The 16,020-nt window shown below is 46.3% G+C and carries 14 protein-coding genes; 11 read left to right on the plus strand and 3 right to left on the minus strand.

The annotated features are described in order from the left end of the window. Positions 1 to 53 precede the first annotated feature (53 nt). Positions 54 to 194: a hypothetical protein gene (locus J7529_RS12860; protein WP_318729282.1), complete on the minus strand. Its 141-nt coding sequence runs from the start codon at positions 192 to 194 to the stop codon at positions 54 to 56. Between the two features lie 358 nt (positions 195 to 552). On the opposite strand from J7529_RS12860, the gene J7529_RS12865 reads away from it, so the two are divergent. The 6 genes from J7529_RS12865 (at position 553) to J7529_RS12890 (ending at position 6,084) form a co-directional block, all read left to right on the plus strand. Further along, on the plus strand, positions 553 to 783 hold the full coding sequence (locus J7529_RS12865) for a hypothetical protein (RefSeq protein ID WP_318729283.1): 231 nt from the start codon (positions 553 to 555) through the stop codon (positions 781 to 783). After that, positions 783 to 1,184: a type II toxin-antitoxin system VapC family toxin gene (locus J7529_RS12870; RefSeq protein WP_318729284.1), complete on the plus strand. Its 402-nt coding sequence runs from the start codon at positions 783 to 785 to the stop codon at positions 1,182 to 1,184. Before J7529_RS12865 ends, J7529_RS12870 begins: the two co-directional genes overlap by 1 nt. A gap of 240 nt (positions 1,185 to 1,424) precedes the next feature. Continuing rightward, complete coding sequence (locus J7529_RS12875; RefSeq protein WP_318729285.1) at positions 1,425 to 1,598, plus strand: MutS2/Smr-associated SH3 domain-containing protein; 174 nt, start codon at positions 1,425 to 1,427, stop codon at positions 1,596 to 1,598. Between the two features lie 216 nt (positions 1,599 to 1,814). Next, positions 1,815 to 2,459 (plus strand): Uma2 family endonuclease, encoded by a 645-nt coding sequence (locus tag J7529_RS12880; protein WP_318729286.1) that lies wholly within the window; start codon positions 1,815 to 1,817, stop codon positions 2,457 to 2,459. 136 nt (positions 2,460 to 2,595) lie between these two features. Next, positions 2,596 to 4,902 carry a molecular chaperone DnaK gene (gene dnaK / locus J7529_RS12885; RefSeq protein ID WP_318729287.1) on the plus strand — a complete coding sequence of 769 codons (2,307 nt, stop codon included), beginning with the start codon at positions 2,596 to 2,598 and terminating at the stop codon, positions 4,900 to 4,902. 186 nt (positions 4,903 to 5,088) lie between these two features. Beyond that, on the plus strand, positions 5,089 to 6,084 hold the full coding sequence (locus J7529_RS12890) for a DnaJ C-terminal domain-containing protein (protein ID WP_318729288.1): 996 nt from the start codon (positions 5,089 to 5,091) through the stop codon (positions 6,082 to 6,084). 41 nt (positions 6,085 to 6,125) lie between these two features. Here the strand turns inward: J7529_RS12890 and selD are convergent, their stop codons facing one another. Further along, a complete protein-coding gene (gene selD / locus J7529_RS12895; protein ID WP_318729289.1) occupies positions 6,126 to 8,387 on the minus strand; it encodes a selenide, water dikinase SelD in 2,262 nt (753 codons plus the stop codon). 115 nt (positions 8,388 to 8,502) lie between these two features. After that, positions 8,503 to 10,017: an ABC transporter permease subunit gene (locus J7529_RS12900; RefSeq protein ID WP_413038877.1), complete on the minus strand. Its 1,515-nt coding sequence runs from the start codon at positions 10,015 to 10,017 to the stop codon at positions 8,503 to 8,505. A 148-nt stretch (positions 10,018 to 10,165) separates the two neighbouring features. Here J7529_RS12900 and J7529_RS12905 point away from each other — a divergent pair, with 148 nt between their 5' ends. From J7529_RS12905 to pflB, 5 genes are all read left to right on the plus strand, one after another. After that, positions 10,166 to 10,918, plus strand: a complete 753-nt coding sequence (locus tag J7529_RS12905; protein WP_271944751.1) for an amino acid ABC transporter ATP-binding protein — start codon at positions 10,166 to 10,168, stop codon at positions 10,916 to 10,918. Between the two features lie 468 nt (positions 10,919 to 11,386). After that, positions 11,387 to 12,163 carry a class I SAM-dependent methyltransferase gene (locus J7529_RS12910; protein WP_318729291.1) on the plus strand — a complete coding sequence of 259 codons (777 nt, stop codon included), beginning with the start codon at positions 11,387 to 11,389 and terminating at the stop codon, positions 12,161 to 12,163. 10 nt (positions 12,164 to 12,173) lie between these two features. Then, a complete protein-coding gene (locus J7529_RS12915; RefSeq protein ID WP_318729292.1) occupies positions 12,174 to 12,503 on the plus strand; it encodes a cupin domain-containing protein in 330 nt (109 codons plus the stop codon). A gap of 123 nt (positions 12,504 to 12,626) precedes the next feature. Next, positions 12,627 to 13,442 (plus strand): YwiC-like family protein, encoded by an 816-nt coding sequence (locus tag J7529_RS12920; RefSeq protein WP_318729293.1) that lies wholly within the window; start codon positions 12,627 to 12,629, stop codon positions 13,440 to 13,442. 196 nt (positions 13,443 to 13,638) lie between these two features. Next, the gene (gene pflB / locus J7529_RS12925; protein ID WP_318729294.1) at positions 13,639 to 15,927 is read left to right on the plus strand and encodes a formate C-acetyltransferase; all 2,289 of its coding nucleotides are present in this window, start codon (positions 13,639 to 13,641) and stop codon (positions 15,925 to 15,927) included. Positions 15,928 to 16,020: the final 93 nt, after the last annotated feature.

Consider the following 16,020-nt stretch of genomic DNA (forward strand, 5'->3'; position numbering starts at 1 on the left):
AACCATACCTTGAGATGTCATTACTGCTCCCGGTACGATACATGCATGTTCTTCTAAGTTAACTGGGCCAATAACTCGTGTATGGGTTTGCCAAAATCGATCTGGGACTTGACAAATTTTTGGTGTTTCAGCTTGATCCGGTTGTTGAGGTTGGGCCGGTTGTTGAGCTGTTTGCGAACAATTTTCTTGTTCATATTCACCAGAATCAAAGTTGAGTAACTCCTGATTAACAGTGGCGATTTAGGGCTTGTCTGTGTCCATAACTATCATGGGTTATCACTCAACCCACTTGTATCACCAAAATGCACCCCCTGAGTATACTGCTGAAGCAGGACAAATGTCGGTAGCATCTGGTAGCATTTGGTGTCATTCAGTTGAAATTTTTATTAAAATTCTACTGCCAATACGCAATTCGCAGGAGAAACCGAGTTTCTAGCTCCCCTCCATCCCAGGTAGCATCTGTGGAAAGAAACCCGGTTTCTGGTTTCTAACCGCTGCGAGAAGCCAATCATAAGTTACAATCCTTAATTATCTATCCCATCTCTCACTGCAATGACCTTAGAACAAGTCTTCAAGTTAGCCAAACAACTTTCCTTGATTGACAAAGTACGCTTAATCGAAAAAATCACCCCTGAAATTGAGCGCGAAGTTGCTCAAACCACCCTAATTCCCCAGCGCTCTTTATGGGGGATCTGTAGCCATTTAGGAACAGCACCTTCCGCAGAAGACATTGATAACGCTCGTGTAGAAGCCTGGAGTTGCTTTCCCAGAGAGGATATTTAATGCTTCAGTCAATTGTTGATACCCATGCAGTGATTTGGTATATTTTTGCCGATTCTCGTCTTTCTAACATCGCTCGCATGACCATAGAACAAGCAGCGACTGATGGTTATCAAGTCGGGTTTTCATCCATTACCTTAGCGGAAATTATTTATTTAAGCGAAAAAGGCAGAATTCCACCATTGACGCTGAATCAGTTGCTTGCAGAAGTCGATCGCCCCAATTCTGTATTGATGGAAGTTCCTTTTAATCGCCAGATTGCTCAAACCATGCAAAGCATCGATCGCGCTCAAGTGCCCGACCTTCCCGATCGCATCATTGCTGCGACAGCACTCTACCATAATATTCCGCTTATCAGCCGCGATCGTAAAATTCAATTGTCTACTATCAATACCATCTGGTAACTTGCCCTCAAAGCGCAGCAACTGAAAGAGCGGGAACAATAGTTACGCCAACAACAGGAAATCGAGATCCAAAAGGCGATTTCTGAAGCCAAAAAAGAAGTCGCCACAGCCATCAAACGCCTACAACAAGGTACTGCTAAAGATACCCACAAAGCCACCCAGGAACTCGATCGGATTGCCGAGCAATATCTGCCCTCTAAAGTCAATCCCCCCAAGCCTAAACCTGGTTATAAACCGCAAGTGGGCGAACGGGTACGCATTCCCAGTTTAGGACAAACGGGAGAAGTGCTACAAATTGACGCACAAGGGCAAGAACTTACCGTGCGCTTCGGGTTAATGAAAATGACCGTAAGACTGTCAGAAATTGAATCCTTAGATGGCAAAAAAGCAGTTGAATTTTTTATTAACTTCTGACCTCGATACCCGATCTGGCGCAGAAACCGGGTTTCTAGCTCCTCTCTATCCCAGGTAGCATCTCTGGGCAGAAACCCGGTTTCTAACAGCCGCTTTGGGAGAGAGGGTTGGCCATAGAAGTTAAACTAAAAGTTGAGACTATTGTCAATCGTTGGAGACGCTAAGATGAAACCTCTAATTAATAGCGTAACTATTGTCATTGTTCATTACTGACCCATGAGCCTATCCCTAACTCTGCCTCCTCTGGAAAACGGCGATCGCCTAACCCGCAGCGAATTTGAGCGCCGCTACGCTACCATGCCTCACCACAAAAAAGCCGAACTTATCGAAGGAACCGTCTATATGGCCTCTGCCCTACGCGCCAAATCCCACGGAAAACCCCACGCCCATGTTATGGCTTGGCTGGGAGCTTACGAAGCGGCGACTCCTGGGGTCGAAGTCTTGGATAATACGACAGTTCGCCTCGATCGCAACAATGAACCTCAACCTGACGCTCTCCTTCGCATCGAAACGGAAGGCCAAAGTACCATTAGCGAGGATGACTATGTTGAAGGCCCCCCGGAACTGATTGTGGAAATTGCTGCCAGTAGTGCTTCTATTGACCTGAACCAAAAACGCAACATCTACTGTCGCAACCAAGTGCAAGAATATTTAGTCTGGCGAACCTACGATGGAGCATTCGACTGGTTCTGCTGGAAAAATGGCGAGTATGTGCTATTAGATGCCGATGCTGATGGGATATACCGTTCGCTTGTCTTTCCTGGCTTGTGGTTAGCCAAAGATGCACTGCTTTCAGGAGATTTAGCCCAGGTATTGGCAGTTTTGCAACAGGGAGTTGGGAGTCGGGAGATAGGGAGATAGGGAGATAGGGGGACGCGGAGATGTTTTTTCCCTATTCCCTATTCCCTGCTACTTGCACTTCCAGAAGCGCGATACAATAAACTGATCGAAGAAAGCCATAATTTCCGTAAAGATAGACGAGGAAGAGACAGAATCCATGGGTAGAGTAGTCGGCATTGACTTGGGGACAACAAACTCAGTGGTTGCCATTATGGAAGGCGGTAAACCAATGGCGATCGCCAATGCAGAAGGGATGCGGACTACACCTTCAGTGGTTGGCTTCAGTAAAGATGGCGAACTGGTCGTTGGCCAAATGGCCCGTCGCCAAGCCGTTCTGAACCCGCAAAACACCTTCTATGCCGTCAAACGGTATATGGGACGCAGATATGGAGAACTCAACACCGACTCCAAACGAGTCCCTTATACCATCCGGCGCGATGAAGTGGACAATATCAAGGTGAAATGCCCTCGGCTGAAAAAAGACTTTGCCCCGGAAGAAATTTCAGCCATGATCTTACGGAAATTGGCTGAGGATGCCAGTCGTTATTTAGGGGAACCGGTAACTGGTGCAGTGATTACCGTTCCTGCTTACTTTAATGATGCCCAACGGCAAGCGACCAAAGATGCAGGCAAAATTGCCGGCTTAGAAGTTAAACGAATTCTTAATGAACCCACGGCTGCTTCCCTCGCTTATGGGTTAGAGCGGGGAACGGCGCAAACGATTTTGGTGTTTGACCTAGGGGGAGGAACCTTTGATGTTTCGATCCTAGAAGTTGGCGATGGGGTATTTGAAGTGAGGGCGACCAGTGGCGATACCCAGTTAGGGGGGAATGACTTTGACCAAAAAATTGTCGATTGGTTGGCCGAACAGTTTCTAGAAACGGAAGGGGTCGATTTACGGCGCGATCGCCAAGCGCTGCAACGGCTGATGGAAGCAGCGGAAAAAGCGAAAATTGAACTTTCTGGAGTCACAGTCACCGAGATTAACTTACCGTTCATTACCGCTACCGAAGATGGGCCCAAGCATCTAGAAACTCGGCTGACGCGATCGCAATTTGAAGACCTCTGTGGCGACCTCCTTTCCCGTCTCCGTCGGCCCATCAAACGCGCCCTCTACGATGCCAACCTTAGCCCCGTCCAAATTGATGAAGTCGTTCTCGTCGGCGGTTCTACCCGCATTCCCATCGTTCAACAACTGGTTCGCAGTTTCATCGACAAAGAACCCAACCAAAACGTCAACCCGGATGAAGTAGTAGCAGTTGGAGCAGCAGTTCAAGCCGGTATTCTCTCCGGCATTGTCAAAGATGTGCTGTTGCTCGATGTCACCCCCCTCTCCCTCGGGATTGAAACCGCCAGTGGGGTGATGAAAAAACTCATTCCTCGCAACACGACCATTCCCGTACGGCGATCGGACATTTTCTCCACCTCCCAAGACAACCAAACCTTTGTCGAAGTCCATATCCTACAAGGGGAGCGAGAAATGGCCAGGGACAATAAATCCCTCGGTCGGTTCCGACTTTCCGGCATTCCCCCAGCGCCTAGGGGCATCCCCCAAATTCAGGTCTCCCTCGACATCGATGCCAACGGCATTCTCCAAGTATCTGCCCTAGACCGCACTACCGGCCGGGAACAAGGCATTACCATTCAAGGAGCCTCCACCCTCTCCTCCGATGAAATCAACCAAATGATCCAGGATGCCGAACGCTATGCCCAGGTTGACCGGGAGCGCCGGGAACGAGTAGAAAAACTCAACCGCGCTGAAGCCTTGATTACTCAAGCCGAGCGCCAACTGCGGGAAGCCACCCTAGATTTTGGAATGCAGTTTGCCAACCAATACCGCCGCGATCTCGATCCGATTATCCAGGAACTGCGGGAATATTTGCGCCGAGGCGATGACCGAGGAATCGATCAAGCAGGGGCCGATTTACAAGATATTCTCTACGATCTCAATCGGGAAGTGCGCTTGCGGATGAGCGAAGAGGAAGACGATGGATTTTTAGGAACCCTGCGGCGCACATTCTTAGGGGATGATGAGGATGAATTCGATCGCCGCGAAAGTTACGATTATGATAGTCCAACCTATCAAACCCGGCGGGAATATGCCCCCCCAGAGCGGAATTATCCCCCAGTGAGGAATTATCCGCCTGCACAGGATTATCCTCCAGCACGCAACTCCCCACCTGGACGAGACTATCCTCCAGCACGGGATTATCCACCCCCACGCAACTCCCCACGAGATCGAGACTATTCTTCAGCACGAGATTATCCACCCCCACCGGATTATCAACCGCCAGGCCGAGATTATCCCCCAACACGGGACTATCCGCCTCCCCGGTCAAGAGAACCCAATCGACCGCCCATCCGGGACTCTCGCCGTCCTTCAGAACCCCCAAGCCGTCCAAGGTATAATCAATATAACTCCTATGATGATGAAGATTGGGGAGATGACGATGAATGGCTGTAATGGACTGTTTCACCTAAAATAGTGCTTTGTTTGGTGTAAGCACGAAGAGTGCTTAAAAGCCTAGCTGGAGAGGGATAAATCCCTACAAAATCTAATGCATCAAATTAGATGAAACAGTCCAGTAGGTTTTTCCTATTCCCCATTCCCTATTCCCTAATTCTCCAAGAACCCTAAGTGAACAAAACCATGCAAAACTTTCGGAACTATTATGAGATTCTGGGAGTTAGTCCTGATACCCCCACTGACGAGATTAAGCGAGTTTATCGTCGTTTAGCTCGCCAATATCATCCCGATCTCAACCCCGGTGATAAGGAAGCTGAGGAGCAATTTAAGGATATTTTAGAAGCCTATGAAGTCCTCTCCGATCCCGGTAAACGGACGGAATATGACCAACTGAGCTTCTTTTTAAGAGCGCGGCAAAATAGCCGTAAACGCAATAGTGGCTCCAAGTTTTCTTCAGCAGAAATTGAGTATTTTAGCCAATTTCCCACGTTCGATAGTTTTCTCGATAGCTTGCTCAACCGTCGTCGGGAAGTGAATCAGGGACAACCAACTGGAGAGCGATCGCGTCCAGTCGAACGGAATGCCGAAGCCTACACCCCTGGCCGCTCAAAGGTTTACAACACCGTCACCAGTGAATCCCGACCCATGAAACGGGATATCGAAGCCCTCTTAACCTTACCCCTGGAAAAAGCCTATCGAGGCGGAAAAGAGCGTATCCGTTTAGAAGATGGTCGCTCTTTAGAAGTCGATATGCCCCCCGGTATGGTGAGTGGGGAAAAAATGCGCCTGCGGAAGTTGGGTATGAATGGCGGTGATTTATACCTAAAAATAACCGTAGCTCCCCATTCTTTCCTACAAATTGCAGGGAATGAAATTTATTGTAGACTCCCCATTAGTCCTGTAGAAGCCATTTTAGTTGGACAAGTAGAAGTCCTCACCCTGGATGGGTTAGTGAAAATGAATTTACCCCCTGGGGTGAAAAGCGGTCAAAAATTACGGTTAGCCAATAAGGGATATCCCGATAACCGGGGAAGACGAGGCGATCAAGTGGTGGAAATTGAGATTCAGTTTCCCACCCAATTAACCCCAGAACAACGGGAACTGTACGAAAAATTGCGAGATTTAGAAGATAACCTGCGCGAACCTCTATGGAAATCAGATGCCGAATCTTCAGATTAAGCTCAAGAAGGAGGAGGCAGTAGATCGACTCTAAACTTAAATTATTCCTCATTAACGATTAACTGGATCGGAGGCAGATCGCCCGCAGGGAGATGAACTTCACCGATGATAGCGCTGTGGGTATAGCCTAAATTTTGCAGGAGTTTCAAGCATTCTTCTGCTTGAGGATGGGGAATCCCAGCCACTAATCCCCCAGACCATTGAGGATCGAATAAGAGGGGATAGACAGGATGGGAATCAAAGCTAGACACATTTTGCAGATAGGAAATCGGTTCACTGAGCGTCGTCGAAGTGCTGGAACTATTGTCCTGATGGAATGGACTCGATCGCACGTGGCGCAAAGTCTCTAAAGTCCCTTCCAAAACGGGTAGAGTATCCAAATTCAAGCTAATACTCACGGATGTATTGTTGATCAGAGTCGTCAGATGTGACAATAAACCCAAATTGCCTACTGCTGTGCAAGCGGTAGCGCCAGTTTCCAGAAAGGTTAGGGATGCTGGATAATTGGATTGAATCATTGAGGCGATCGCCCCTTCTAACCATCGTCCCTTACTTTTATACTGCTCTTGAGCTGTCATCAGAGCGCCAACACCCAAGGGTTTCGTCAGAATTAACACTTGACCGGGTTGTAACTTGGGCGGATACAAGACCGGTTCGGGATCGGCATACCCTTGAGTAGAAAATCCCAGGGATAAACGCGGGCCCAGGGACACACGACAGCCAACCAACTGAGTTTGACTGATCGTTAGCGCTTGCAGAACACCTGAGAGCAGTTGATAGAGAGTTTCTTCCTGTTGCGTAGGAAGACTATTGGGTAATTCTATCCAACCTAAAACACTGTGGGGAGTTGCTCCCTTGGCCAAGATGGGATTTAAGCAATGGTGAGTTGCTAACATGCCGAATAAATACGGATCGCGCAGGCTATCTGTGAGAAAATCCATACTTTCAATCAGGAGGCCAGGGGTCACGGAAGATAAGGCCAAATTGTCCCCAGGGTTTTCGATCTCGATTAAGGACTCTAATTTAGGATTGTCGGTAATCACCCGCTTCAGCACTGAGGATAGGCGCTCTGGGGGAATGGGAATTGGGGCCAAGGAGGGATGAGTCGGCGATCGCCCAAAGTCCTCAAATTGAGCCATAAATCGGCGATCGATCCAGTCCTTCCAGCGCCACAGTAAAGGGTTAGGGCCCAATCCCCATTTACCCCAAGAGGCGATCGCCTTTCCATCTCCTGTACCAATGAGTCCTAAAATTTGCTTTTGCGGGCGATAGGGTTTCGGTGCTTTCCCTAAAACAGCTTGTTTCAAATTCTCATATAAGGGCTGACCTTGACGCACCGCAAACACCCCTGCCTTGGGCCGCGTATGGTTCACCATGGTGGCAATATCCCCAGCAGCAAATACTTGGGGATGGGAAACGGACTGTAGAGAATCCTTAACTAAAATAAAGCCATCGGTATCCGTTGCTAAACCAGCAGCCTTTAACCAGGGAGGAGCTGAAGCTTGAGTCACCCAAAACACGCGATCGCACTCTAGGGTAAATCCAGACTGACACTGAAGTCCCTGCTCGGAAACTTGGGTTACTCGTTCTCCCAAATGCAGTTGAATATCCCGACGACCCATTAACTGGGCGATGCGTTTGCGCACCACTCGGTTATGGGAGGACATAATTTCTTGCCCCTGATGGAACAGATGAATTTCGGGAAACGAAGCCGTATACATAACGAAAGAGGCATCAATATTCCGCATTCCTCCCGTAGCTTGACGGCAGACAAATAGTCCCTGTTGCATCGTGAGCGCTAACTCAACGCCCCCTGCACCTCCACCCACAATGGCCAGCTTTAAAGGGTGGGTAGGATGACGAGCAAAGCTTTCTATGGTCTCTCGCCAATGGTTGAGAAACTGGGAAACCGGTTTAGCGGGAATGGCGTAGTTATTAGCTCCAGGAACCTGAATTTGGTTAGGAGTACTGCCAATATCAATGGAGAGCAGGTCAAAGTGGACAGGGGGACGGTGAGCGCAGAGAACTTGATTGCGTTTGAGATCGAGACCAATGGCATGATCTTGATAGAGTTGGGCCCTAGCAAATTGACAGAGATGATGTAGATCGATATGGGTTTGGTCAAAGCTGTAGAATCCAGCAATATGGCCGGGTAGCATCCCAGAATAGGGAGTGTGCAGGGTATCGGTGATCAAGGTAAGACGGACCCCAGGAAGGGGATTGAGAGCAAATTGGCGAAGGGCGATCGCATGGGCGTGTCCTCCTCCAATCAAGACAATTTCTTTGCTTAGGGTCTGGGCCATGGGTTTATTTTTTTCTGCACCGAGGAAACCTACACCATCTCTGCGATTTTACCGCAAGTGCATCCCCCCATTCCCCCTTCACAATCCAAAGCGCTGTATCCCTCTTCCTATCTCTTCACGTTTTAAGGGCGGGTTTCTGGCGCTGTAGGGGATTCATCCTCACTTCTAGCCATTTAAACCCAAAGGAAGATAGGGTGGTTAGCACGAGATACATTAAAGCTACGGCTAAGTAAACTTCAAAGGATCGATAGGTGATAGCTACCATTAATTGACCTTGGCGGAATAGTTCCTCAAATCCAATCACGGCGACTAAACTGGTATCTTTGACTAAGGTAATAAATTCGTTACCTAGAGGGGGTAACATGCGACGTAAGGCTTGGGGAAAAATCACGTCTTGCATCGTTTGTAGGGGACTCATGCCTAGGGATTGAGAGGCTTCCCATTGACCTTTATCAATGGATTCAATGCCCCCGCGCATAATTTCGGCTAAGTAGGCAGCACTATTTAAGCTTAAGGCTAAGACGGCTGCCGGAAAGCGATCAAAGCTAAACTCTAACCCTAATTCTTTGAATAAACCGGGGAGACCGAAGTAGATCATAAACAGTTGGACGAGCATGGGAGTGCCCCGGAAGAAGTCTACATAAATGCGGCAGAGTAGGCGCAAAGGTTTGTAGGGGGAAATTAGGGCGATCGCCACTAGCGTACCTCCGATTAACCCAAAAGCGAAAGCCAAAGCGGTGAGTAATAAAGTAATCGTCGAGCCTTGAATTAAATTAGCAAATAGTTTTCCCCAATCAAAAACAATTACTTCTTGGGTTTCTAAGGCAGGGGGAACGAGGGGTAATTCCGGGGGTTCACCCGCGAACCAAGTTTGATAAATAGCGCGATAACGACCCTCCTGAATCAGTAACTCCAGAGCATTATTAATGTCATTTAAGTAGGGAGAATCTTTAGGCATAGCAATGCCATAATATTCTTCTGTGACTAATTCACCGACGACTTTCACGCCTTGTAAGCCGGCTTGTCTTATAGCGTATAAAGTCACCGGCCCATCATTAACCACAGCATCCACTTTGCCATTAATCAGTTCTTGTAGAGCTAAAGAAGCAGAGTCAAAAGAACTGATATTTGCCCCTTCGATGGTACTGGCTTCCTGGGCCCCAGTGCTACCAATTTGAACGGCTATTTGTTTGCCTTCTAAATCAGAAAAATTTTTAATGCTGGTATTGTCCTCTTGCACCGCTATAGCTAAACCCGCTTTAAAATAAGGGCGAGAAAAGGATACGGTTTGCGCTCGCTCTGCGGTGATCGTCATGCCACTAATCGCCGCATCCATAGTTTTCGACTGGAGAGCGGGAATAATGCCATCAAAGGGTAAGCTGACGAATTCGATATTCAGTTCAGCCGCTTCACCAATGGCTGTCATTAAATCAATATCAAATCCACTTAACTCTCCGGTTGCTTGGTCTTGCATTTCAAAGGGGGGAAAGGTGGGTTCTGTCGCCACCTGGAGGGTTGGTGCAGAGGATTGGGCGAAAGTTGATAAACTGGTGAAGATGACCACGAGTAGACAACTGGCGATCGCCAGAAAAACTTGAATTTTGGGCTTCAACCCCTTACTCCCCATCATTATCAGGCCTCTTTTCTCCATAAAACCATATCAGAGTGTTGATTAGTATCAACGGTTGCTTAGTGAATAAAAGTAATCCTGGATACACTTTAGAGGTTGAAGGTTTAGATACTCTAAACTCAACCCCCCTAAAGATGGTTCAAAAACGATGGTCAATTCAGCAACTCCCGTAATGGCATGTGAAGACTTGCATAAAAGTTTTGACGACCTTGAAGTGCTAAAAGGGGTAACTACCACTTTATATGAAGGGGATGTAGTCTCGGTAATTGGCCCTTCTGGATGTGGCAAGACCACCTTTTTGCGGTGCTTAAATCGTCTAGAGTCTATTAATAAAGGACGCTTAGAGGTGATGGGGATCGATCTGTCCCATGCCCAAGTCAGTCAAGCGATGCTGCGTCAACTCCGAAGTCGAGTGGGGATGGTCTTTCAGCACTTTAATCTGTTTCCCCATTTAACAGTTTTACAAAACTTGATGCTTGCTCCTATGAAGGTTTTGAAACACTCGGAATCAGAAGGTCGAGAACGAGCTATCCATTACTTAGAAAAGGTGGGTTTAGGCAATAAAGCTCAGTTTTATCCAGAACAACTTTCAGGGGGACAAAAACAACGGGTGGCGATCGCCCGTAGCTTATGCATGAACCCTAGTATTCTCCTGTTTGACGAACCCACCAGTGCCCTCGATCCAGAGTTGGTTGGGGAAGTTCTCAGCGTCATGAAGCAATTGGCTCAAGAGGGCATGACGATGGTTGTGGTGACTCATGAAATGCAGTTTGCGCGGGAAGTTTCTAATAAGGTTCTGTTCTTCCATCAAGGGATTATTGAAGAATCTGGCGATCCTCAAGAGCTATTTTCCCAACCCAAGAGCGATCGCCTCAAATCCTTTCTCAGTCGCATCAATTAATAGTACAGCGTTTTGGGCGATCGCAGAGCTGAAACGCAATCAGGGCAATGTAATATCAAATCCTTAGATGTTTGCTACAGATGATTGACACGGGGATTGATGTGTAGCGTGATTTTTGGGATGTGATGCAAGGAAACTTGGTTCTACACTTTTCCTGAGCGATCTGTCTATTCATAAATATTCTCATTAAATTTTATAGATAATCAAAGCCTATTGCTAATCCATAGACCGGGTAGACGGACGCATCAGTGCTAGAAACCAGAATTGATCCCAGCGAAGAAGAGTCGAAAGGCAATCGCTGTATGGATTAGAGGGAAAATAGGACAAACATCTCTAAGTCTGCTCAGGGGGAAGCAGAGATTGATTAAAACAATATAAAGCTAGACCCGATACTTTCAACTTTTGTACTACAATCGTATTGTAGTTTATTGATAAATAATCTCATTAAATTTACCCCACAACATATTTATGTCGCAAAAAGTACTGAACTTAAAAAAGGCTCCTGGACATCAGGTGTTAGCCAAGGCAGGAAAAAAGCTTCTACGTCCTGGTGGACGATCTGCAACGGAGAAGTTATTTGCAGCGGCAAATTTTCAGCCAGGGGATAGCGTACTGGAGTTAGCCGCTAGTTTTGGGTATAGCGCGATTGCCTTAGCCAAAAAGCACCAAGTTAAGGTCACTGGGATTGAAAGAAATACTGATAGTGTAGCAACAGCCCAAGCTAACATTGTTGCTGCTGGAGCTAAGGATCGAGTGAACGTCATAGAAGGTGATATTTTGAACTTAGATCGGGTTCCAGGTGAATTTGATTTTGTCCTAGCCGAAGCCATTTTGACCATGCAATCTCCATCGGCTAAAGCCAAAATTCTGAGAGGAGTGCGAAATCGCCTACGTCCTGGTGGACGCTTTCTATCCCACGAACTGCTTGTATGCCATCAAAACACCGAAATTCATCAGGCCTTATCTTCCGCGATTCGCGTCAATGCCAGCCCCCTCACCAAAATTGAATGGGTTCAAGCCTGTGAAAGTGCAGGATTACAAGTGCAGTTTTATCATACAGGTGCTATGGGTCTACTCAATCCTAAACAAATGGTCAATGATGAAGGCTGGCTCGGCACCATGAAAATTACCTGGAATATGTTGATCGATCCCCAACTGCGATCGCGAATCTTGCAGATGCGGCAAGTCTTTCAAGAATATCAAGATGATTTAGGATACATCATTTTGTGCGCTCAACGCCCCTAGAGGAATAACCATGACAACCACTCTACTCAATATTGCCTCCTCACATCTAAAATTTCCTGATGTCATTGAATACCCCGAAGCAGGGATATTAAGCAAAGTTGTGCTCCAAGACGATTGCTGTAAATACACCCTGTTTTGTCTAGCAGCAAATACAGAAATTTCGGAACACACTGCTGTTCGCAATGCCACTATCAGCGTGTTGGAGGGAAAAGGAACTTTAACCCTAGAGGGCAAGGAGATTGAACTGGAAACAGGAGTATTCGTCGTCATGCCTGCTCACGCTCCCCACGCTCTCAAGGCTCAGACGAACTTGGCCTTTTTGTTAACCTTATCAGCCTAAAAAAAGCTTTACATCAGGAGATTATACAGCGCTTGACTTCCGTCATGAAGGACAGTGTTGAATCTTCAAAGCTATGTACCAAAAGCCTATTCCCTATTCCCTAGCGCAAAGCGCTATAACATTGTGGCATCATCTCAATCCAATTTCCTTCCAGAGTCAGTAACGTCTTTACCTCGCCTTTGGTATCGCCCCACTCTATCGCCCCATCATGGTATCTATGTCATTCTGGTGATTTCATTTGTGACGGGAGTTGCCGCGTCCCAACACTGGACTCTCTCCACAACCCTAGCTCTAGTGTGTGCTTTTGCTGGATTCCAAGCCGAACATCCCCTTACTTTACAAATCAAACAGCGCCACAGTTGGAAACCTCGATTTCTGCTTTGGAGTAGTATTTATGCGGGCATAGCCTTAATAGCTGGCAGTTATTTATATCTACAAACGCCCCTATTGCTATGGATTTATCTAGGGGCGATCATTACCTTGGCGATCGACACTATTTCAGTTTTAAATCGTCAGCAAAAAACCTATATCAATGAGTTCGTAACTTTCGCCGCAGTTTGTCTTGCTGTTCCATTCGCTTACATCGCTACAACGGGAACCTGGACAACTTCTATCATCGGTCTATGGCTACTCAACACCCTATTTTTTAGCAGCGCTATTTTTACCGTCAAACTGCGTAAATCCAAAACCTCATCGCTCATTCCACCTGTTCTCTATCATCTCATTGCTGCTACTATCATTACCGGACTTTGGTTTTTGGGCTGGCTCACGGCGATCGCTGCCCTAAGTTTTGCAATTGCCCTACTCAAAATCACTTTAATTCTTTGGCAAAAAAATTGGTATTGCACCACCCCCATCTACAACGTTGCTAAATTAGAAACAATCTTTGGTCTGTTGTTTATGTCCCTGGTAGTGATCTCCCAATTCCTTTCCATCTAACTCCCTATCCAGATTGTTCGTTCATCTTCCTGCTCCAGGATCAAAGAGTAGGGATGAACATTTTGCAATGCAAAAATAACAACATTAAACAATCATAAAAATCCATTGATTCTTAGGGATGGAATAAAATCCTTGTGCTATAAATAATAGAAGAAGGAGGTGAGTGTAAGACAGTCCTAAAAGCACTCAAAAAACTATGGTTAGTAACATTGACATTCAACAAACGGTATCCAAATTACAAAGCCAACTAACATCCAAAGACCAAGCATGGCAAGGATTTAAACGAGGCACATGGGCACAAGAAGTTAACGTCAGAGACTTTATCCAAAAAAATTACACCCCCTATGAGGGAGATGAATCTTTTCTGGAAAACATAAGTCAGTCAACAGACCAACTCTGGACTGAAGTTAAAGAATTGATGAAACAGGAGCGGGAAAAAGGCGTTTTGGATGCAGAAACCAAAATTCCTTCTAGCATTACTGCCTATGGTGCAGGCTACATCAATAAAGACCTAGAAAAAATTGTTGGACTGCAAACCGATAAGCCCCTTAAACGAGCCATCATGCCTTTTGGGGGAATTCGAGTCGTTGAGAAATCTTTAGAAGCCTATGGTTACACCATAGATCCTCACACTCATGACATTTTCACTCAATATCGTAAAACCCATAATGACGGTGTTTTCGATGCTTATACCCGCCAAATGCGGAAGGCTCGCCACTCAGGAATTATCACCGGTTTACCTGATTCTTATGGACGGGGACGTATCATTGGAGATTATCGTCGTATTGCCCTTTATGGCGTTGACTTTCTAATCGAAGATAAACAGCAACAGTTATGTTCCTTAGAATATGATGTCATGGACGAGGACGTGATTCGTTTACGAGAAGAAATCTCTGAACAAATCAAAGCCCTTAAAAAATTGAAAATTATGGGGGCAAGTTATGGTTTTGATTTGGGAAATCCAGCCGCCAATACTCAACAAGCCATACAATGGACTTATTTCGGATACTTGGCTGCGGTTAAAGAGCAAAATGGTGCAGCGATGTCCTTGGGGCGTGTTTCCAATTTCCTGGATATTTACATTGAACGGGATTTGAAATCAGGAGAAATCTCTGAAGCTCAAGTTCAGGAATTAATCGATCAATTTGTGATGAAGCTGCGGATGGTACGCTTCTTACGCACTCCTGAGTATAACCAATTATTTGCCGCAGATCCAGTTTGGGTGACAGAAGTTATTGGAGGAATGGGAGTCGATAGCCGTCCCCTGGTCACTAAAAATAGTTTCCGTTTCTTGCATACCCTCTACAATTTAGGCCCGGCACCTGAGCCAAATTTAACGATTCTGTGGTCGGAAAAATTGCCGATCGCGTTCAAACAATATTGCTCGAAGGTTTCCATCGATACTAGTTCTATCCAGTATGAAAATGATGACTTGATGCGTCCAGAGTTTGGCGATGATTATGGTATTGCTTGCTGTGTTTCGGCGATGAAAATTGGCAAACAAATGCAGTTTTTTGGCGCGAGAGTCAACCTCGCTAAAGCATTACTGTATGCCATTAACGGAGGTAAGGATGAAAAAACAGGCGAGCAAATTGCGCCCCCCTATGCTGCCATTACCAGTGATTATCTAGACTACAAAGAAGTCACCGCTAAGTTTGACCTTTTGATGGACTGGTTAGCCAAACTGTATGTTAACAGCCTCAATGTCATTCACTATATGCATGATAAATACTGCTACGAAACCCTAGAAATGGCATTGCACGATCGCGATGTTTATCGGACAATGGCTTGTGGGATAGCAGGTTTATCCGTAGTTGGAGATGCCTTGGCAGCCATTAAATACGGAAAAGTCAAAGTTCTGCGTAATGAAGAAGGGTTAGCCATTGACTACGAAGTGACTGGAGATTATCCTAAATTTGGCAATAATGACGAACGGGTTGACCAGATTACCTCTGGTATTTTAACGACCTTCATGGATAAAATCCGTAGAAATAAAACCTATCGTCAGGCAACACCGACCCAATCCATTCTCACCATTACCTCTAACGTGGTTTATGGTAAAAAGACCGGTAGCACACCAGATGGACGAAAGGCAGGAGAACCCTTTGCTCCAGGAGCAAATCCGATGCACGGACAAGATACTAAAGGAGCGATCGCTTCTATGGCTTCCATTGCCAAATTACCCTATGAACATGCTCAAGATGGGATTTCATACACCTTCTCAATTGTGCCTCAAGCCTTAGGGACAACTGACGATGGGAAAGTCAATAATTTGGTCGGAATGCTAGATGGTTATTTCCACGACACGGGGCATCATATCAATGTTAATGTTCTCAATCGAGACACCTTAGTCGATGCAATGAATCATCCTGAAGAATATCCTCAGTTGACGATTCGAGTATCCGGTTATGCCGTCAATTTCATTAAACTGAGCCGCGAACAACAATTGGATGTGATTAACCGCACATTCCACAGTCAACTCTAAACTTAGGCTGCGATCGCCAATCCCCATCCTATGCTAATAATAAGGATGGGGATAATTGTATGCATTAAGCTTAAGCGGCCAACTTTATCATCA

The organism is Roseofilum sp. Guam, assembly GCF_017746735.1.
In the GTDB taxonomy this organism is placed as follows: Bacteria; Cyanobacteriota; Cyanobacteriia; order Cyanobacteriales; family Desertifilaceae; genus Roseofilum; species Roseofilum reptotaenium.